At 61.1% G+C, this 22779-nt stretch carries 4 protein-coding genes; 1 reads left to right on the top strand and 3 read right to left on the bottom strand.

The annotated features are described in order from the left end of the window. The first annotated feature begins 226 nt into the window (after positions 1-226). The gene (locus ELK40_RS10995) at positions 227-1111 is read left to right on the top strand and encodes a MarR family transcriptional regulator (protein ID WP_127730778.1); all 885 of its coding nucleotides are present in this window, start codon (positions 227-229) and stop codon (positions 1109-1111) included. A 35-nt stretch (positions 1112-1146) separates the two neighbouring features. On the opposite strand, the gene ELK40_RS10990 is transcribed toward ELK40_RS10995, so the two are convergent. The 3 genes from ELK40_RS10990 to ELK40_RS10980 form a co-directional block, all read right to left on the bottom strand. Continuing rightward, the gene (locus ELK40_RS10990; protein WP_115875014.1) at positions 1147-2322 is read right to left on the bottom strand and encodes an HlyD family type I secretion periplasmic adaptor subunit; all 1176 of its coding nucleotides are present in this window, start codon (positions 2320-2322) and stop codon (positions 1147-1149) included. Further along, on the bottom strand, positions 2319-4499 hold the full coding sequence (locus tag ELK40_RS10985; RefSeq protein ID WP_127730776.1) for a type I secretion system permease/ATPase: 2181 nt from the start codon (positions 4497-4499) through the stop codon (positions 2319-2321). The genes ELK40_RS10990 and ELK40_RS10985 overlap by 4 nt, the downstream gene beginning before the upstream one ends. 177 nt (positions 4500-4676) lie before the next feature. Further along, positions 4677-22682: an Ig-like domain-containing protein gene (locus ELK40_RS10980; protein ID WP_127730774.1), complete on the bottom strand. Its 18006-nt coding sequence runs from the start codon at positions 22680-22682 to the stop codon at positions 4677-4679. Positions 22683-22779: the final 97 nt, after the last annotated feature.

The raw sequence follows: 22779 nt of genomic DNA, 5'->3' as shown, positions 1-22779 counted from the left end.
TTTACCGCACCTTTTATAATCATTAATTTTACAATACAGCCACAGGGTACGAAACAATTATCAGCTGAACTCACCGGAACATCTTTGCGTTAATCACCGCGGTTTAAATATACTTTTCTTTTCAAATAACCCCGACAAACATCTCATTCTCAGGGTATAATGAAAATTCCGAAAAAGAAGACTGGATACTTCATCTATCGGTTCATTCAAATACGAGAAAAATGCTATGGATAATCATATCTCATCCAGGGCCTTGCTACATCGAAGGGATGTTATAAAGAGCAATCCGCGATTCGGTGAGGCAATATTAGAGCACTACACAATTAATGACACCATCTACAAAAAACAACCTTTGTTCTACAAGACAATGCTGCAGGAATCACGATTCAATATTATTCTCTCCATGTGTTGCTTTATTTTTGGAAATCAGGCCGAGTCAGTTTCAGAGATTAAAGAGTTATGTTCTCGCTATAAGATAGCCAGCCCTAACAGCGTTATTGCGATCATTACGATACTCAGAACCACCGGGCGCATCAGAACCTGGCGCTGCACGGAAGACCGGCGTAAGACGAGAATCGCGCCAACTGAAAAAGGTCTCAATGAACTTAAGCGTTATATGTCCGGTGCTTTTTTGCCCGTCAGCATTCTTTACCCAGCATTTAACATTAATGTTAACCTGCTGGATAATGATATTTTGAGAAACAACTTTTTTCGCCGTGCGGCTGAATATCTTTTTCGGGGATTAACGTTCCGAAAGGTGCTGCCAGAAGTGGGATTATTTATCGATAAAGATGGCGGGCGTATGATTATGCTTTATCTTTACCTGCAGGCCATGAAAAACAAATCTGCCCATGGTGCCGTCATTGAATACTCAGCAAGCACGCTAGCAAAAGAATTTTTTGTTTCGCGCATTCACGTCAACCGAATTATTAAATCGGCACAAGAGGCGGGTTATCTTAAAGATCGTGGTGATGGTCGAATGTCGATATACCCGGCGTTTTTCGAACTTGTCGAAAATTATGCCGGATTATATTTTGCGTATGTTACCCATTACATCAACGTCGTACCTAAAGAGCGACGCCACGCTCAAAACATGACGTCAACCGTATAATTCACCAGGCGTTCGGTGTTCCGAACGCCCTTAACCTATCGTTCCCGCAGCGCCTCTTTTGCCTTGTTCAGCGGTTTCAACAGATAATCCAGAATGGTTTTGCTGCCGGTTTTGATGTCTACGGTAGCTATCATGCCCGGAAAGACCGGGAATTCCTGACCTTGCTTATTGGTCAGATGGTTACTGTCGGTACGGATATAGACGCGATAGTAATAAACATCTCTTTTCACCTCATCCTGCAGGGTGTCCGGCGAAATCATGGTCACTTCCCCTTCCAGCCCGCCGTAAATGGAGTAGTCATAAGCCGTCACTTTTACCAGCGCCTTCTGTCCGGGATGGATAAACGCCACATCGCGCGGCGAAATTTTCGCTTCAATCACCATCTGATCGTCAAGCGGAACCAGACTCATCAGCTTGCCGTTCGGCGGGATGACGCCTCCCACGGTCGTAACGTCGATATCCTTCACGATCCCGCGAACCGGGGCATTGAAGGTCAGCCGGGTCAGAGAGTCTTCCCGGCCCTTCATCACCGAACGCTGGGCTTCAATCTCCGCATTGGCTTTCGCCAGCTCTTCACGGGCGCGAACGTAATACTGGTTTTTCATCTCGGTGATTTTGTTCTCAAGCTCATTTTTCTGACGCTCAAGACGCAGCACCTCCACCTTGCTGGCCGCTCCCTGGGTCACCAGCGGACGGGTCAACGACAGTTCGCGCTGCACCAGCTCGGCCCCCTGACGCAAACCGGCCAGTCCTTTTTCGAGGCTTTCACGACGGGACTGGTAGAGCGCCGTTTCCTGTTTGACCAGCTCAACGTCGTCATCCAGCTCTTCCGGAAACGCGAGTTCCGTGTCGTTCACCTCGGCCTTCAGGCGCGCCGCCGTTGCCAGCGCCGCATTCAGACGAGACTCGCTCTCCAGCACGCTCGACTCGGTTTTCGTCCGGTCAAGCTGCGCGAGCTGCTGGCCGCGTTCCACAATGTCGCCTTCGCGCACCATCAGGCTGTGGATAATGCCGCCTTCCAGGGACTGAATGACCTGCTCATGCGAAGACGGTATCACCTTACCGCTGCCGGTGGTCACCTCATCCAGATGGAACAGGCTTGCCCAGGCGATAAACACCGCCAGCAGGGCAAACAGCGACCATGCCACCAGGGTAGAGCGCGGCAGGCGAGGCTCCTTCAGCCGGCTATTGAAACGAGACAAATCATTCATGCCGCGCCCTCCTCGACAACCGCCGCCGGCTTCATGGTCACGGTGCGCTGTGCTGCTTTTTGCGGTGCCATACCGTGCTGGTGCAGGATAGCGTCGCGCGGTCCGTCCATCACCACCTTGCCGTTTTCCAGCACGATGATGCGGTCGACCAGGTCCAGAATCGGCAGGCGATGCGTCGCCACGACCAGCGTCCGGCGTTTACCCAGCCATTTGTGAAGATGCTGAATAAACTGCTTCTCGCTCATTTCGTCCAGCCAGGCGGTAGGCTCGTCCAGCAGCAGGATATTTGGCGAGGTGATCAGGGCACGCGCCAGCAGCAGCGCCTGACGCTGTCCGCCGGAGAGGCCCGTTCCGCCCTCGTTGATGACGGTGTTCAGCCCCATTTTCTGCTTGCGCACAAACTCCAGCGCGCCGCTGTTGACCAGCGCCTGATGAATTTCGTCATCGGTGGCGAGCGGGTTCCCCATCAGGATGTTGTCCCGCACGGAGCCAAAGAACAGCCGGGCCTGCTGGCTCAGCAGCTGCATGTCCCGACGCACGTCGGCCGGGTCGAGGTGATTGAGCGCAATATCATCAAGCAGAATGCTGCCCTGCTGCGGCTCCTGCATGCCCGCCAGAAGCTGTAACAGCGTGCTTTTCCCGGAACCATTGCGTCCAAGCACCGCCACGCGCTCCCCGGCGCGGATCTGCAGCTTGCTGATGTTGAGCACGGTGAGTTTCTCTTCCTCGTCGTAGTAAAACCCAACGTCCTCAAGCGAATAGTCGCCGCGCAGGTGGGCCTTGTGCACCTTCTTGCCGTGCTGCGGATCGTCAATCGGACGCTGCATCAGATCGTCCAGCCCCTTGCGGGCCACTTTCGCCGACTGCCAGCGCGAGAGCACGCCTGAGATCTGCGACAGCGGCGCAATGGTCCGCGACGCCAGAATCGAGGTCCCGACCAGCGCACCGGTGGTCATATCGCCGCTGATGACCAGATAACATCCCACCAGCAGCACTACCGCATAAACGATGGACTGCACCTCCTGCGTCCAGGTGAGCAGCAGGCCCGTCAGCCAGCGCTGCTTCATGCCGACGCTGGCGGCGACGTCGTTGGTGTTATTCCACTGGTTCTGGAAACGCTGTTCGGCGCGCATCAGCTTGATGTCTTCAATGCCCTGCACCGCTTCCACCAGCGTGGCGTTACGGATGGCGGATTCGCGCATCCCTTCGCTGGAGAGTTTCCCCAGCGGGCGCTGTACCAGCAGGCCCGGGATGAGCAGCAGCGGCACGGCGAGCAGAACCACCAGCACCAGCGGACCGCCAATCATCCACAGAATGAAGACGAACAGCAGGAAGAACGGCAGATCGGAAATCGCCGCAATGGTGGTGGAAGTGATCAGCTCGCGCACCGACTCCAGCTCGCGGATCTGCGCGATAAACGATCCGGTTGATTTCGATCGCGCGCCGTTTTTAATCCGCAGCGCGTGGGCAAAAACGCGTTCAGAGATACGCAGGTCGGCGCGCTTGCCCACTACGTCAGAAATATGCACCCGCAGCATACGCATGATGAATTCGAACACGATGGCAATCATCACGCCGCCAAACAGCACCCACAGCGTGGCCTCCGACTGCGACGGCACCACCCTGTCGTACACCTGCATGGAGAAGACCATGCCTGAGAGCGCCAGCACGTTGGCGACCAGCGCCACCAGCATAATGTCGCTGTAGCGTCGCCAGTCCTTCAGCGCCAGCTGCCAGAACCAGTTTTTCTCGTACGGTTTGATGTAGTCATCCACGCGGGCATCCGGCGTGGATTCGAGCGGGCGCAGCACCATCAGGCCCTTTAACCGCGACCCGATCTCCTCGCGCGTCAGCGTCGTCTCCAGCCCCGCATCGCCGCTGAACTGCAGGCTGACGTTGCCTTCGCTGTCCATGCGGTTGATCACCGCGATTTGTCCGCCGGTGAATTCCGCCAGCAGCGGCAGGCGCCACGGATCGAGGGATACCGCTTCAGCCGCCACCACACGCATCCCCAGCCCAAGCTGGCGCGCCATCTCCTCCAGCACCAGCTGGAGCGGAGACTGGCTTTCATGGTTAATTGTGACCCGAACATGCTCCGCGGAAAAATCCAGCCGGTAGTGCTTCGCGATGATGAGCATGCCCTGCAGCCAGGGTTCGTACAGTGGATGTGTCTTCATAATGCTACGTCCTGTCCAGGGCGATAATTTCGCCCTGAAATGATACCTTTACGGGGTGATTAAAAATCGAACGCTCTTTAAACAAGCCCGCAAAATAATCTTGTGAAATATAGGGTTATGACTATTCGTGTAAAGAAATGCCAAAAGGCCGCGGGGATCGCTCCCCGCGGCGTTGTTTTACGCAATTAACAGCTGATGGTTCGCCAGCAGCGTCGCCAGATCCGTCTGCACGCCGTTCAGGGTCACCAGAGTGGTCGGCGAGAACTGGCCGCCCGTACCGTCCAGGTCAACCTGGATCTCGGTATTGCTGCCGTTCTGCACCACGCGGATGTAATCGCTGATATTGCCCGCGCTGCTGTCCAGCGTGGCCACGCCGTTCACATAGCTCGCCGAGCCCGTGCCGGTATAGCCGCTGCCGGAGAGCAGATCGCGCAGGTCAATACGATCCGTGTCCGCTGTCCCTTCCCAGGTCCCGACCGTAAAGCCGTTCACCACGTCGTGGCCGTTACCGCCCGTTGCATCCGAGGCGTTGATCAGCTTGTAGAGCAACGTATCGTGACCGCCGCTGCCGATGTTGAAGGTGTCATTTCCGCCGCGACCTTCGAACTGGTTATCACCGCTGTTGCCGGTGATGACGTCGTCGAAATCCGAACCGTTAATCCCTTCAATGTTCAGCAGACGCGTGGTGCCGAACCCGGTGTCCTGCGCGGTTGAGAGGCGCAGGTCAACGGTTACGCCGGAGGTCGCATTGCGGTAATCCACCACGTCCATCCCACCGGTGTTGCTCCAGGTGTCATAGTCGGAATGGGTATTCCAGCCGCCGGAACCGTTGTAGGTATAGGTGCCGTTTTCCGCGATAAAGGTGTCGTTATACCCGGTCCCGGTGATAGTCCCGCTGTGGCCACCGGTGGCCGCTTCGGCTGTCAGAACGTAGCCCTCTTTGCCGTTGCCCGCTTCCAGACCGCTCCAGGTGACGTTATCCGACACGCCGTTGGTGATCTTCAGGATCTCAGCCGAATAGGTTTCATTCGGATCCAGCCCGTAGAAGCTCACCAGCGCAGAGGTATCGTTCGAACCGATACCGGACTGGGCGTTGATGATCTGCGAGGCCACCAGCACGCCCGCGGCGTTGTACAGATTGACCGTGTTGCCGTAGTAGGCGTTGATGCCCTCGCTGTCGACAATGTGCAGATGCATCGCGGTGCCGTCAGCAATGGTTTTGCTGTTTTGCACCAGCACCACCTTGCCGTTCTGCTGAGAAACCAGCAGGTCCTGCGCGCCGTCCCAGTTGTAGTCCACAGCCGCCACGCCGGTGACGTTCGCCAGGCCTGAAGCCAGCTGGCTTGAGGTCCAGGTAGAGCCGTAACCGTTGTTGGTGAACAGGGTCGCCGTCTGCGAGCCGCCGTAGGTGCTGAGCTTGACGATGTCCATCTGTCCGTCGCCGTTCCAGTCCACCGCCACAGACAAATAGCCCGCCGCTGCGTTAGAGGCTTCTACCGCGCTCTTGGTGGCCGAGAGCTTTCCGGTACCGTCGTTGTAGTAGATCACCCCGCCGTTGTTGTTGTAGCTGCTGCCCAGGTACAGATCCATGTAGCCATCGCCGTTGAAGTCCGCCCACGTCATGGATGCCGCCGTGGTGGTATTCGAGGCGTTTGCCACAAACACGTTCGTCAGGTTCTGACCGATGGAGAGCGTGCCGTTACCGTTGTTGTTGATCACGGTTAACGAGTACGCGCCGCTGCGGTTGGTGTGCTGGACAATATCTACCGTGCCGTCGTTGTTCAGGTCGACGCCGGAGATTTCACGCATGGTGGTGAATTGCCCCCAGAAACCTGCTCCGCCATTGGTCCCATCCGGCGACAGTACGCCGTTCTTGTTGATCAGGTACGTAATGGAGTCCGCGCCGGAGTCACCGTAGGCCAGATCCAGATAGCCATCGCCGGTTTTATCGTACGCAATCACGCCGCCGTACCAGATGGTAGTACCCATTGCCAGCTGGCTGGCGTTATAGGTGCTGCCATCGTAGGTCCACATCACCTGCGTTGAACCGGCGTAGGTATTTTCCGTCGCGAAAATGTCCTGCGTGCCGTTACGGTCAAAGTCGGCGGCGGTCTGGCTCACCACGTAGTAGTTACGGGTGTTGGTCAGCGTATTGCCGGCATAGGTCGAGCTATCGCTGCTGGAGTATGACTGACCGTTAGCGATGATATTCCACAGACCGCTGCTGTTCATGCCGAGGGTCATGGTGGAGTTGTTGCTGTTCCCCGCCGTAGTTGCCCAGTCGGTATTCACCGAGGTGGTATCAATCACCAGGCTGCCGGTCGCCGTACCCGTGGTATTGCCGTTACCCGCGCTGCTCTTCACCTGCGCGGTCACGCTGTAGCTCGCCACGCTCAGCGCATCGCCGTCCGGGATCTGCAGATACCAGGTGTTGTGAGCCGGGTCGACCACCACCGCACCGCCGGTCTGGGAGGTGTAGGTTTTGCCGTTCACCGTCACCACCAGATATTCACCGTTCACCAGGTCAGCGGAGACGGTACCGGTGACGATCGGCGTAGTGTCCGACGTGGTCTGCGCGGTGATCGCCGCCGTGGTGGTCGGGATGCTGGTATCGACGTTCAGCACAAAGCCGTCGGATTCCGTGTAGTTACCGGCCCTGTCGGTGACGCGCACGATATAGGTGTGATTCCCGTCGCTCAGGCCGTTGTCCTGGAAGGACCAGCTCGCGCTGCCGTTCATGGTCACCTGGCCGAGCAGAACCCCGTCACGGTAGAGCTGCACGATCTCGCCGTCATCCGGGGCACGGTTCAGCGTCCCGTTGATCAGCGGCGAGTTATCGTCCGTTGCCACCGCGCTGCCAAAGGTGCCCTGACGCTCGCCTTCGCCGTCGGTGTAGCTCACGACCGTACCGACCGTGGTCGGCGGCGTGGTGTCTACCGTGACGACCTGAGACGCGGTCGAACCCACGTTGCCCGCCTGGTCGATAATCCGCACCTGGTAGGTGTAGTCGCCGTCAGGCAGATCGCGGGTATCGGTGTAGCTCCAGCGCTGGTTGGTGACCGTGGTATCGAGCCACGTATTCCCGCCGTCCAGGCTGATCTGGACGCGCTCGTCGCTTGCCAGCGCGCTGCCCAGCGAACCGTTAATGGTCAGCGTGGTGTCCATGGTGATGAAATCACTGCCGGACTGGCCGGTATCTTCGCTGATGCTGTCGATGGTGACGCCGTACTGCGGCGCCTGGGTATCCACCGTCACCGCCTGCGAGGTGGTTGCCCCAACGTTCCCCGCCAGATCGACGACCCGTACCTGATAGTTATGGCTGCCGTCGGTCAGAGTACGCGTGTCGCTGTAGCTCCACTGCGTGCCGCTCACGGTGGCGTATACCCAGGTGCTGCCGCCGTCCATGCTCACCTGCACGAATTCACCCGCGCCGAGTTCTGCGCCGAGCGTTCCGTGCAGCGTGTACGAGGTCGAACTGGTCAGGAAGTCGTTATTGTCGAAGCCGGTATCCACGGTGATGTTATCCACGGTCACCGTAATCGCCGCATCCGGGGCGACCGTATCGACGGTCACCTGCTGATGGGCGCTGGCGCCCACGTTACCGGCCGCATCCACCACGCGAACGTAGTAGTCATAGGTCTGGTTACCCAGCGTGCGGCCGTCCACGTAGTACCAGCTGTTGCCGGTGACAATCACGTTCTGCCAGGTGACGCCGCCGTCGATGCTGATCTGCGCGTATTCGCCGTCGGCCAGCGTCGCGCCGAGCGAGCCGTGCAGCGTCAGGGACGTGTCGCGAGTGATAAAGTCGCTGCTGCTCAGGCCGGTATCGTCGCTGATGCTGTCGATGGCGATCGTTTTGCTGGCGTCCGGCGCAACGGTATCAATGGTCACCACCTGAGAGGCGGTGGCGCTGATGTTGCCCGCATCGTCAATCACGCGCAGCTGGTAGTTGTAATCTCCGTCGGCCAGCGTGCGGCCATCGACGTACGTCCAGCTCAGGCCGCTGACGCTGACGTCGGTCCAGGTGACGCCGCCGTCAAGGCTGATCTGCGCGTGGTCGCCGCTGCCCAGCGCCGCGCCCAGCGTGCCTTTAAGGCTGATCTGGTTGTCGCTGGTGATAAAGTCGCTGCCGGACAGGCCTGTATCCTGCGTAATGGAATCCACGGTAATGGTGGTTGCCGCAGGCTTCGTCAGATCAATCACCACGTCCTGGCTGTCCGTTGCCCCCACGTTGCCCGCGTTATCAATCACCCGCACCTGGTACTGATACGTACCGTCCGTCAGGGTGCGGCCATCGGCGTAGCGCCAGGTGGTGCCGGTCACGGTCAGGTCAATCCAGGTGACGCCGCCGTCGAGGCTGATCTGCGCCTTCTCGTTATTGCCGAGCTGCGCGGTCAGCGAGCCGTTGACGACGACCTGGCTGTCGTTGGTGATGAAATCCGTTGCGCTCAGGCCGGTATCGTTTTGCAGCGAATCAATACTTATCCCCATCGACGGCGCGGTGAGATCCACCGTGACGGTATGGTTATCGCTGGCGCTGTTGCCGATGGTGTTGCTCACCTGCGCGTTGATGACGTACGAGCCGCCGTCTGCCAGCGCGGTCACGTCAGCGCTGCCCACCGTGTAGCTCCAGGTGCCATCATTCTGGACGGTAGCCGCATAGGTTTTACCGTTCAGCGTGATGGTCACCTTCTGGCCTGCAGGCGCGTCGGTGGTACCGCTGATGACCAGCGGCGTGCCGTGCTCGGCGGCGTTGACGATATCGTCCTGCGCAAAGGTGTTGATGGTGATGGTTGGGACATCGCCGTTCAGCGTCACGCCGTGCGTTGCGCTGCCCGGGTTGCCCGCCTTATCGTTCACCGAAGCGGTGATGGTGTACTCCCCGTCGCTCAGGCCGAGGAAATCACGGCCCGGCACGAAGACCGACCACGATCCGTCCGCCCCGACGGTCGCCTGATAGCTGTGCCCGTTGAAGGAGACGGTCACCGTCTGGCCCTGTTCCGCCGTGGTCGTACCACGGATCGTCTGGCCCGCCAGCTGCTCCGCGTTGTTGACGATATCGTCATCGGCCACGGTGCTGATGGTCACGGTTGGCGCAACGGTGTCTACCGTTAAGGTGTGCGTGGTCTGGCCGTTGTTACCGGCTTTGTCGTTGACCGAGGCGGTGACCGTCAGCTCGCCCTGGCTAAGGGCAGCCAGATCGGCCGCCGGCACGTCGAGCGTCCAGGTGCCGTCGCTGCCGACAAGCGCAGTATAGGTTTTGCCGCCCAGCGTCACGGTAACGGTCTGACCCGCCTCCGCGCTGGAAGAACCGTGCACGGTCAGCGGCTGCTGCGCTTCCGCGGCGTTCAGCATGTCGTCAACCGACAGCGTCCCAATGCTCACCACCGGCGCAGTGGTATCCACGCTGATAGTATGCGTTGCGGAGGCGCTGTTGCCCGCGCTGTCCTGTGCCGATACGGACACCTGATAGCTGGCGCCATCGGCCAGGGCGCTGACGTCTGCAACCGGTACGGTAGTCGTCCAGGTGCCGTCGCTCTGAATGGTGGCCGTATAGCTCTTGCCGTTCAGGGTCACGGTGACCTGGGTCCCGCTGGCGAACTGCGCGCTGGAGCCGTTAATCACCAGTGACGAACCGGCTTCAGCCGCGTTGATGACGTCGTCACCGCTAACGGTGTTCACCGTCAGCGCCACGGAGGCGGTGTTGACCACCACGTTATGGGTCTGGGTGCTGCTGTTACCCGCGCTGTCGGTAATGGTTGCGCTGAGGGTCACGGTGCCGTCGGTCAGGGCGGAAATCACGCTGGCCGGAACGCCCACGCTCCAGTTGCCGCTGGCGTCAACGGTGGTGGTGTACTGGTGCGAACCGAGGGTGATAACTACTTTATCCCCGACGTTCGCGCCGGTTGCCGACCCGCTGACGATCTGCGCCTGGCCGTGCTCCACGCTGTTAATCACGTCATCGCCCGCGACAACGTTAAAGCTGACGGTCGGCGGCGTGGTATCAAGCGTAATTGTTTTGCCCGCGCTGCCCGGGTTACCCGCGGCGTCGCTCACGCTCGCCTGCACGTTGTAGCCGTTATCCGCCAGCGTGGAGAGGTCGCTGCCCGGAACGTTAACGCTCCAGATGCCGCCCTGCTGCACCTGCGCGGTATAGCTCTTACCGCCCAGCGTCACGGTGACCGTCTGACCGACCTCTGCCGTAGTGGTGCCGGAAATGGCAACGCCCGCAGCCGCTTCGCTGGCGTTAATCACGTTATCGCCTGCAACCGTATCAATGGTCACGGTTGGCGCAGTCGCGTCCACGCTGTACTCACGCCCCGCCGACGCGCTGTTGCCGTGCGCGTTGGTGACGCTCACCTGTACGCTGGCATCGCCGTCCTTCAGGCCCGCGAGATCCGCAGACGGCACGGTGGCCGTCCAGTTACCGTCGGCGTCCACCTTCGCGGTGTACGTCTTGCCGCCAAAGGTAACAGTAACGGTCTGGTTTTCCTCCACGTTCGAGGTGCTGCCGGAGAGCACCAGATCCGCGCCTTTTTCCGCCGCGTTAATCACGTCGTCGGTGGCAATCGCATCGATGCTGATAGCCACCGACGCCAGGTCGACGGTCACGTCATGGCTGATGGTCACCGGGTTACCCACCGCGCTCTGGCCTGCAACGGTCACGGTGACCGTACCTGCTGCGAAGGCCGCGACGTCTGCCGCCGGGATCGCCGCGCTCCAGGAACCGTCTGCCAGCACGGAGGCCGCATAGGTTTTGCCATTGACGGTCACGGTGAGCGTTGTGCCTGCCGCCAGCCCGTCGCTGGTGCCGGAGACGATCAGGTTTTGAGTATGTTCGATGCTATTGATCACATCGTCGCCCGCCACGGTATCAACGCGCAGGCCCGGCAGGCTGGCGTCGATAACGATTTCGCGCTCGCCGGTCCCGGTGTTGCCATGGCCGTTGGTGACGGTGGCTGACACGGTCAGGTCACCGTTGCCCAGCGCCGTCAGGACGGACTCCGGCACGTTCACGGACCAGGTCAGATCGCTCTGCACCGTCGCGGTGTAGGTGTTGCCCCCAATTGTCACCGTCACGGTGTTGCCCGCTTCGGCATTCGCCACGGTGCCGCTCAGGGTCTGGCCCGCGGCCACTTCCGCCGCGTTGATGACGTTATCGCCCGCCACGGTGTTGATGGTGACGGTCGGCAGCGCGGTATCCACCAGCAGGTTCGCGGTGTTGCTCACGCTGTTGCCCACGCCGTTGGTGGCGCTCGCGCTCAGGGTGTAATTCGCTTCGCCCAGACCCGCCAGATCCGCTGCCGGAACGGTCAGGCTCCAGGTGCCGTCTGCCGCCGTCGTGGCCGCGTAGTTTTTACCGTTCAGGGTCACGGTCACCACGGTACCTTCCGCCAGGTTGGCGCTGGTGCCGCTGACGCTCAGGTCCTGACCTTTCTCCACCGCGTTCAGCACGTTATCGCCGCTGATGGCGTTGAAGGCCACGGACGGCAGGCCGGTATCGACGGTCACGTTATGGCTGCCGCTACCGGTGTTGCCCGCCGCGTCGGTAACCGACGCCGTGACGGTCACGGTGCCGTCGCTGAGGCCGGAAATCACGCTCGCCGGGACGCCCACGCTCCAGTTCCCCGCCGCGTCCAGCACGGTGCTGTACGTCTGGCCGCCGATGGTGACGGTGACCTTATCGCCCGCAGCCGCGCCGGTGGCGGTGCCGCTGATGATGTGCGCCTGGCTGTGTTCTGCGAGGTTAATGACATCGTCGCCCGCCACGGTATTGATGGTCACCGCAGGAACGGTGACGTCCACCGTCAGAGTGTGATCAACCGACGCCGGGTTGCCCGCCTTGTCGCTTACCGATGCGGTAACGGTCACGCTGCCGTCCGTCAGGGCCGCAACATCGGCCGCCGGGACGTTGAGCGTCCAGCTGCCGTCCGCGCTGACGGTTGTGGTGTAGTCTTTGCCGTTCAGCGACACGGTCACCGTCTGGCCAGCTTCTGCAGAGCTGGTACCGGACACGGTCAGATCGCTCTTCGCTTCGGCGGCATTCAGAATGTCGTCCGTCGCCAGGGTGTTAATCGTGACGGTCGGCGCGGTGGCATCCACGCTGTACTCACGTCCCGCCGAGGCGCTGTTGCCGTTGACGTTGGTGACGCTCACCTGCACGCTGGCATCGCCGTCCTTCAGGCCAGCCAGATCCGCAGACGGTACGGTCCAGGTCCAGCTGCCGCTGTCGTCCACCGTGGTGGTGTAGATTTTGCCGTTCAGGGTGATGGTCACGGTCTGCCCGGCTTCCACGTTGGTGGTCGCACCGGACAGCACCAGATCCGCGCCCTTCTCCGCCGCGTTAATCACGTCGTCGGTCGCAATCGCATTGATGCTGATGGCAACGGTCGCCAGATCTACCGTCACATCGTGGCTGATGGTAATCGGGTTACCCGCTGAGCTGTCGCCGGTCACGCTGATTTTGACGGTGCCTTCCGGCCACGCGCTCACGTCGGTAGACGGAACAGCCGCACTCCAGGTGCCGTCCGCCAGCACCGTGGCCGCATAGTCTTTGCCGTTGATGGTGACGGTCAGCGCCGTGCCCGGCGCCAGCCCGTCGCTGGATCCGCTGACGATCAGGTTTTGAGTGTGTTCGATGCTGTTGACCACGTTGTCGCCCGCCACGGTATCGACGCGCAGGCCCGGCAGGTTAGCGTCGATAGCGATTTCGCGCTCACCGGTACCGGTGTTGCCGTGGCCGTTGGTGACGGTCGCCGTTACGCTCAAGCTGCCGTTACCCAGCGCGGTCAGTACGTCAGACGGCACGTTGACGGACCAGGTCAGATCGCTCTGCACCGTCGCTGTGTAGCTGTTGCCCCCAATTGTCACCGTCACGGTGTTGCCCGCTTCGGCATTCGCCACGGTGCCGCTCAGGGTCTGGCCTGCCGCCACTTCAGCCGCGTTAATGACGTTATCGCCCGCCACGGTGTTGATGGTGACCGTTGGCAGCGCGGTGTCCACCAGCAGGTTCGCGGTGTTGCTCACGCTGTTGCCCACGCCGTTGGTGGCGCTTGCGTTCAGGGTGTAGTTGGCCTGGCCCAGACCCGCCAGATCCGCCGCCGGAACGGTCAGGCTCCAGGTGCCGTCTGCCGCCGTCGTGGCCGTGTAGTTTTTGCCGTTCAGGGTCACGGTCACCACGGTGCCTTCCGCCAGGTTGGCGCTGGTGCCGCTGACGCTCAGGTCCTGACCTTTCTCCACCGCGTTCAGCACGTTATCGCCGCTGATGGCGTTGAAGCTGACCGAAGGCAGACCGGTATCGACGGTCACGTTATGGCTGCCGGTACCGGTGTTGCCCGCCGAGTCGGTAACCGACGCGGTGACGGTCACAGTGCCGTCGCTGAGGCCGGAAATCACGTTCGCCGGGACGCCCACGCTCCAGTTCCCCGCCGCGTCCAGCACGGTGGTGTACGTCTGGCCGCCGATGGTGACGGTGACCTTATCGCCCGCAGCCGCGCCGGTGGCGGTGCCGCTGATGATTTGCGCCTGGCCGTGTTCTGCGATGTTAATCACGTCATCGCCCGCCACGGTATTGATGGTCACCGCCGGGACGGTGATATCTACCGCCAGGTTGTGATCCACGGACGCCGGGTTACCCGCCTTGTCGCTGACTGATGCGGTAACGGTGACGCTGCCGTCGGTTAATCCTGCCAGATCGGCCGCCGGAACGTTCAGCGTCCAGCTGCCGTCCGCGCTGACGGTTGTGGTGTAGTCTTTGCCGTTCAGCGATACGGTGACCGTCTGGCCCGCTTCGGCGGTGCTGGTGCCGGAAATCGTCAGATCGCTCTTCGCTTCGGTGGCATTGAGAATGTCGTCCGTCGCCAGGGTATTGATGGTCACGGACGGTGCGGTCGCATCCACGCTGTACTCGCGGCCCGCCGAGGCGCTGTTGCCGTTGACGTTGGTGACGCTCACCTGCACGCTGGCGTCGCCGTCTTTCAGACCCGCCAGATCGGCCGCTGGCACCGTGGTCGTCCACTTGCCGTCGGCGCCTACGGTCGCGGTGTAGCTCTTGCCGCCGAAGGTGATGGTGACGGTCTGGTTTTCTTCGACGTTTGAGGTAGTGCCTGAGAGCACCAGATCCGCGCCCTTCTCGGTCGCGTTAATCACGTCATCGGTGGCGATGGCGTCAATGCTGATGGCAACGCTCGCCAGATCCACCGTTACATCGTGGCTGATGGAAACCGGGTTACCGGCGCTGCTCTGGCCCGCAACGGTCACGGTAACCGTGCCAGCACTCAATGCGCCGACGTCCGCGGCCGGGATCGCCGCGCTCCAGGTGCCGTCCGCCAGCACGGTCGCCGGATAGGTTTTGCCGTTTACGGTCACGGTCAGCGCCGCGCCTGCCATCAGCCCGTCGCTGGAACCGGTGATAATCAGGTTCTGCCCGTGTTCGATGCTGTTGATCACGTCGTCACCCGCCACGGTATCCACGCGCAGGCCCGGCAGGTTAGCGTCGATCGTGATATCGCGCTCAGCGGATCCGCTGTTGCCGACGCCGTTGGTCACGCTGGCTGACACCGTCAAATCGCCGTTGCCCAGCGCCGTCAGAACAGATTCAGGCACATCGACGGACCAGGTGAGATCGCTCTGCACCGTTGCGGTGTAGATGTTACCGCCAATGGTCACGGTCACGGTGTTGCCCGCTTCGGCATTCACCACCTTACCGCTGATGGTCTGGCCGGCTGCCAGCTCCGCCGCGTTAATGACGTCGTCGCCCGCAATGGTGTTAACGATCACGCCCGGCAGAACGGACTCCACGTTCACGGTGTGCGACGCGCTGGAGCTGTTACCGACGCCGTCCGTCGCCGAGGCGGTGACGGTGTAAAGCGCCTCGCCCAGCTGACCGACTTCGCTCGCCGGAACGGTGGTGGTCCATTTTCCGTTATCGTCCACTTGCGCACTGTACGCTTTGCCGTTGAGCATCACGGTCACCACCGCGCCTGCCGCCAGGCCGGAAGCCGTACCGGAGAGGGTCAGATCCTGGGTTTTCTCAGTATTGTTGATTACATCGTCACCGGAAACGGTGTCAATGGTCAGCCCCGGCGCGGTCAGGTTCACCTCTACGCCGTGCGTGGCGCTGTTGCTGTTGCCGGCTTTATCGGTCAGCGCCGCGGTGATGGTGTAATCCCCGGCGGCCAGCGCGGTTACGTCCGCCGCAGGCACGCCAACGCTCCAGTTGCCGGTGGCGTCGAGAGTGGCGGTGTACGATTTGCCGTTGAGGGTGACGGTGACCACATCGCCCGCCGCCGCGCCGGTCACGGAACCGGTGACAATCAGGGCCTGCGCATGCTCGGCGCTGTTGATCACGTCGTCGTCGGAAACGGTGTGAATGGTCAGCTGTGGAACGGTGGTATCAACCAGCACGTCGCGATCCGCGGAGGCCGGGTTGCCCGCTTTATCCGATACGGCGGCGCTGACGGTGTAGTTCCCGTCGGCAATCGCGCCCAGATCGGCGGACGGTACGGTCACGCTCCAGCTGCCGTTAGCCTCAACGGTGGTGGTGTAGTCCACGCCGTTCAGGGTCACGGTGACGGTCTGACCCGCTTCGGCGTTGGTGACGCCGTTAATCACCAGATCCTGCTGCGCTTCGGCCGCATTGATGATGTTGTTGTCGCTGACGATCTCGATAGACACCGTCGGCGCGGTCGCGTCCACGCTGTACTCGCGGCCCGCAGACGCGCTGTTGCCGTTCACGTTGGTGACGCTCACCTGCACGCTGGCATCGCCGTCCTTCAGGCTGCCCAAATCGGCAGACGGCACGGTAGCCGTCCAGTTGCCGTCGGCATCGACCGTCGCGGTGTACGACTTGCCGCCGAAGGTGATGGTGACGGTCTGGTTTTCTTCCACGTTGGAGGTCGAGCCGGACAGCACCAGGTCCGCGCCTTTCTCCTCCGCGTTAATCACGTCGTCAGAGGCAATCGGGTTAATGCTGATGGCGACTGCCGCCAGATCCACCTTCACGTCATGGCTGATGGAAACCGGATTGCCCGCCGCGCTCTGGCCGTCCACGGTCACGGTGACCGTGCCCGCATTCAGCGCGCTGACGTCTGCCGCCGGAATGGCCGCCGTCCAGGTCCCGTCCGCCAGCACGGTTGCGGCGTAGGTTTTACCATTGACGGTCACCGTTAACGCCTCGCCCGCTGCCAGGCCTTCGCTGGAACCGGTGATAATCAGGTTTTGCGCGTGCTCGATGCTGTTGATCACATCGTCGCCCGCCACGGTGTCGACGCGCAGGCCAGGCAGGTTAGCGTCTATCACGATTTCGCGCTCGCCGGTTCCGGTGTTGCCGTGGCCGTTGGTGACGCTGGCTGACACGGTCAGATCGCCGTTCCCGATGGCGGTTAAGACCGTGGACGGCACGTTGACCGACCAGCTCAGATCGTCCTGAACCGTCGCCGTATAAGTATTGCCGCCGATGGTAACGGTGACAGTGTCACCGCTCGCCGCGCCGCTCACTTTCCCGCTCAGGGTCTGTCCGGCAGCCACTTCCGCCGCGTTAATAACGTCGTCCGTGGCGACCGGGTTGATGGTGACCTGCGGCAGCGCGCTGTCGACCAGCACGCTGTGACCGGTGCCCGCGCTGTTGCCCGCGGTGTCGGTTACGCTCGCCGTCACCACGTAGCTCGCTTCGCCCAGCGCGGAGACGTTTGCCGCCGGAACGGTCACGCTCCAGTTCCCGCTCGCGTCGGCGGTGGCCGTATAGCTGATGCCGTTCAGCGTCACCGTAATGGCGGTTCCTTCCGGCTGGTTGCTGGTGCCGGACACCTGCAGATCCTGGCCTTTCTCTGTCGCGTTGATCACGTCGTCAGCCGCCAGGGTATTGATGGCAATGACCGGCGCGGTCAGGGAGACGTCAAACTCGTGCGTCGCGGTGGTGCTGTTACCGGCTTTGTCGGTGAGGGTCGCAGAAATCGTCTGCTCACCGTTGACCAGCGCGCCCACGTCCGCCGCCGGAACGCCCACGCTCCAGCTGCCGGACGCATCCAGCATGGCGGTGTAATCTTTACCATTCAGGGTCACGGTGATCGCGTCACCCGCCTGCGCGCCCGTCACCTTACCGGAGACGATCAGCGCCTGGCCGTGCTCGGCAATATTGATGATGTCATCGCCCGCAACGATGTTGAATGAAATCTGCGGTACGGTGGTGTCGACCAGCACCGAGGAGCCCGCGCTGGCCGGGTTACCTGCTTTATCGGACACGGATGCCGTGACCGCGGCACTGCCGTCGGTGATGCCCGCCAGATCCGCCGCAGGCACGTCCAGCGTCCAGCTGCCGTCCGCCTGCACCTGCGCGCTGTATTGATTGCCGTTGAAGGTCACGGTGACCGTCTGGCCCGCTTCGGCAGTAGAGGTCCCGCTCAGGGTCAGATCCTGCGCCGCCTCTGCCGCATTCAGCATGTTATCGCCGCTGATGGCGTTAATGGTCACCGTCGGCGCGGTGGTGTCGACGCTGAATGCCTGCGCCGAAGACGCGGCGTTGCCGTTGCCGTTGGTGACGCTAACCTGCACGCTGGCGTCGCCGTCTTTCAGGCCGCTCAGATCGGCAGCCGGAACGGTCCAGGTCCAGTCGCCGTTGCCATCCACCGTCGTGGTGTAGGTTTTCCCTGCGAAGGTGATGGTCACGGTCTGACCCGCTTCAACACTGGAAGTGGTGCCGGACAGCACCAAATCCTGGCCTTTTTCCGCCGCGTTAAGCACGTTGTCGTCGGTCACGCTGTTGATGGTGATGGCGACCGGCGCGAGATCGACGTCCACGACGGTCCCGATGGTTACCGGGTTGCCAGAAGCATCCTGCGCGCTTGCCTTGATATCCAGCGAGCCATCCGCCCACTGGGACACGTCCGCTGCAGGTACCGCTGCCTGCCAGGTGCCGTCCGCCAGCACCGTTGCGGAATAGGCTTTGCCGTTGATGGTCACGGTCACGGCGCTGCCCGCCGCCAGATCGGTGCTGGTTCCGGATACAATCAGGTTCTGCGCGTGTTCAATCACGTTGATCACGTCGTCGCCTGCGACCGTATCAATACGCAGTCCCGGAAGCTGGGCGTCGATGGTGAAGTCGAGCGAAGAGGAACCGGTATTGCCGTGCGCGTTGGTGACGCTGGCCGATACGGTGAGATCCCCGTTGCCGAGCGCGGTGAACTGGCTCTCGCTTAACGGCAGGCTCCAGGTCAGATCGTCCTGCACGGTAGCCGTGTATGTCTGGCCGCCAAGGATAATCGTGACAGTGTCACCTGGCGCCGCGTTCGTGACTTTGCCGGACAGGGTTTGCCCTGCCGCCACTTCCGCCGCGTTAACGATATTGTCGCCCGCCAGCGTGTTAATCGTCACCACCGGCAGCGAGCTGTCTACCAGCACATCGTGTGAGGCTGAGGCGCTGTTGCCTACGCTATCGGTGACGTTCGCCGTCACGGTGTAATTCGCTTCGCCCAGCGCCAGCACGTTTGCCGCCGGTACGGTCACGCTCCAGTTGCCGCTGGCGTCAGCGGTGGCCGTGTACTGAATGCCGTTCAGGGTCACCGTAATAGTCGTGCCTTCCGGCTGGTTGCTGGTGCCGGAAATCTGCAGATCTTCGCCTTTCTCGGTCGCGTTAATCACGTCGTCCGCCGCCAGCGTGTTGATACCGATGACAGGCGTCACGGTATTCACCACCACATCCAGCGAACTGCTTCCGGTATTGCCGGATCTGTCGGTCACGGAGACGTCAACTGTCCAGGTGCCGTCAGCCAGCCCCTGCACGACGGACGCCGGCAGGCCAAGGCTCCAGTTGCCCGCCGCATCCACCACGGTGGTGTAATCGATGCTGTTAATGGTGATGGTCACCAAATCGCCCGCTGCCGCGCCGGTGACGGAGCCGCTCAGGACCTGCGCCTGTGAATGGGCGAGCTGGTTAACGGTGTTGGTGTCGGTGACAAAGCTGTTGATGGTCACCTGCGGCACGGTCGCGTCCACCAGCCCCACGCGGTCGGCGCTGCTGGTGTTGCCCGCCACGTCGCTCACGGTGGCCGTCACGGTAACGATGCCATCGTTGAGGGCACCGACGTCTGCCGCCGGGACGCTCAGCTGCCAGGTACCGTCCGTCTGGACCGTAGTCTGATACGTTTTGCCGTTCAGCGTCACGGTAACCGTCTGGCCGGGTTCCGCACTGCTGCTACCGCTTAACAGTAAATCCTGCTGCGCTTCAGCCGCGTTGATGATGTTATCGGCGGTCAGGTTATCGAGCGTAATCGCCGGTGGCTGCGTATCCACCGTGACCACGCGCGACGCGTCGGCACTGTTGCCGTTGACGTTAGTGACGCTGACGCTCACCTGCGCGCGCCCGTCGATGAGTGTTTCCATGGCGCTGGCGGGCACGGTCAGGCTCCAGGAGCCGTCCTGCTGCACCTGCGCGGTGAAGGTCTGGTCGGCGAATTTCACCACCACGGTCTGCCCCGCCTCCACGCCCTGCGTCTGGCCGGAAAGGGTTAAATCGGCCCCTTTTTCTGCGGCATTCAGCAGGTCGTCGCCGGAGACGGTATCAATGGTGACCGCCACGGCGTTCAGATCCAGTTCAATCGGGTGTTCAGCCGCAACGGTGTTGCCCCAGGCATCTACCGCGCTGACGCTAACCGTGATGCCTCCCGCGCTCCAGGCCTGCAGGTCCGCCGCCGGGACGCCGATCTGCCAGTTGCCGCTGGCGTTAACCGCGGTAACGTAATCAACGTTGTTGATGGTAACGGTAATCTGCGTGCCGGCAGCCAGATGGGTGCTGGAGCCGGTGACGCTCAGATCCTGCTGCTGTTCGATCGCGTTGATGACGTCATCGCCGGAAATGGTGTTTACGCGCAGGCCCGGCAGTTCAGCATTGATATTGATATCGCGCTCGCCGGTGCCGGTATTGCCGTGCCCGTTGGTCACCGACGCGGTAAAGGTTAAATCCCCGTCGCCGAAGGCCTGAAGATCCGCTGACGGAATTTTCACGCTCCAGGTCAGGTCGTTGCCAACCGTTGCGGTGTAGCTCTTGCCGCCCACGGTGACAGATACGGTATCGCCCGCCGCCGCGCCGGTAACGCGACCGCTGAGGGTTTGATCGACGCCCGCTTCGGCGTTATTGACCAGGTTGTCGCCCGCAAAGGTGTTGATAATGACCTGCGGAAGTACGGTATCCACCAGCAGCGTCGCCCCGGCAGAACCGCTGTTACCCACGCTGTCGGTACCGCTGACGCTAACGGTGTAAAGGGTGTTCGCCAGATTCAGCACGTCGGAAACCGGCACCTGGACCGCCCAGATACCGTTTTCAACGGTGGCCTGATAGCTGACGTTGTTCAGCGTCACGGTGATAGCGCTGCCGTCAGGCAGGTTGCTGGTGCCGGTGAGGCTCAGCGGCTGCATTGCCTCCTGAGCATTCAGCACGTTGTCCTGGCTGATGGCGTCAATCGTAAATTCTGGCGGGTTTCCGCTCAGCGTAATATCGTGCGTGGCGCTGCCGGTGTTGCCTGCCGCGTCGGTCACGGAAACTGAAATTGTATGGTTACCTTCTCCCAACGCGCCCAGCACGGACGCCGGAACGCCTACGCTCCAGCTGCCGTCCGCCAGCACCACGCCGGTGAAGGACTGTCCGCCAACGGTCACGGTGACCACATCGCCTGCCGACGCGCCGCTCGCCTGCCCGGAAATAATCTGCGCCTGCCCCTGCTCGCTGATATTGAGGGTATCGTCGCCCGCCACGGTATCAATAGTGACGACCGGCGCGGTGGTATCAACCGTGAAATCTCCCGTCACGGACGTACCGTTGCCCGCTTTGTCGCTAACGTTAACCGTCAGAGTGTGATTGCCCTCGTTGAGCGCCTGCACGTCGTTCGCTGCAAGCGTGACGGACCAGGTGCCGTCGCTACCCACCGTAGCGTTATAGTTTTTACCGTTCAGCGTGACCGTGACGATCTGACCGGCTTCCGCATTCGTTTTACCGGTCAGGGTCAGCGGCTGATTGTGCTCAGCCGCATTAATGATGTTGTCCTGCGCGAGGGTATCGACAGAGAGGGTTGGTGCGGTGGTATCCACGCCGATCGTCTGGCTGCCGCTCACGGTATTACCCGCCGCGTCTTTGCCGCTGACGTTAATCGTCCAGGTGCCGTCGCCCAGCGCCTGCGCGTCTGCTGCAGGCACGTTCACGCTCCACGCGCCGTCTGCCCCGACTTCAGCCGGGTAGGTTTTGCCGTTCAGCGTTACGGTAAGTAAGGTACCCTGCGCCAGGTTTTTGCTGGCTCCGGAAACCGTAAAGCCCGCGGATTGTTCGCTGGCGTTCAGCACGTTATCGCCCGCCGTGGTGGCAAGCGTAATGGCGGCATCGGCGGTTGAAACCGTCACGGTGATACTGCCCGCAGAGGTGGTTTTACTGCCGTCGATCTGCACGACCGACCAGGTGTGCTCCCCGTCCGTCTGGGTCGGTAACATTACCGTCCACGTGCCGTCTTTGCCGACCATCGTGCTCGCAATGGTGCTGCCGCTGCTGTCTTTAACCTGGATGGTCGCGCCCGGCTGACCGGTACCGCTAAAGGTTGGGTTGCTGTCGTCCGTGATCTCGTTTGCGCTCAGCACGCCCTGCTTGTCACCCGCTTTATCCGACAGCAGGAAGGTTGGCGTGGCGCTTTCCACCTCTTTCGTATTATCAATAACTTTTGTCTTAGTTTCGCCGTCGCCGCCGTTTGCCAGCAGCGCCCCGATGGCACCGCCACCTAATGCAGCTCCCGCAATCCAGCCCCACGGCGCGTCGCTTAATACGCTTTCCTGTTCAAGGAAAGGTTGAATGCTGCTAATCGGTGTGGCCTGTGCGGTTAACTCGGTCACCGCAGCGCCTGACGCGTCCCCGGCATCGGCAAAAGAAATATGCGTCAGTTCCTGACGATCGTTGAATACCAGCTCTGACTGAGTATGCGTTTCAGGATCTTCAACAAAATAGTTATTGCAGCGGATAACGCTGCCATCTTTCATATAAATAAGGAGGTCTTTACCCTGGCGGACATAGCGCACCACATCCTGAGCAGAACCCTGGATTTCAATCACGCTCGGGGATGAAATAGAGACCGACAGATTTCCTTCGCCGGTTAATTTCGTTTTCTCCGCCGTTTTGCGAATGATGACATCAACAACTTTTATGTTACTCATATTCTTCTCCTTGCAGGTGTACGGATTCCTGTGGATATGTCCACCAGATGGATGTAGCTATCCCTGGGAAAAAACACCCATTATTTTCAGTCTTACT

The organism is Enterobacter sp. N18-03635 (assembly GCF_004006055.1).
GTDB lineage: Bacteria > Pseudomonadota > Gammaproteobacteria > Enterobacterales > Enterobacteriaceae > Enterobacter > Enterobacter vonholyi.
The sequence above is the reverse complement of the archived record's forward strand: the minus strand, read 5'-3'. Positions and strand labels throughout refer to the sequence as shown.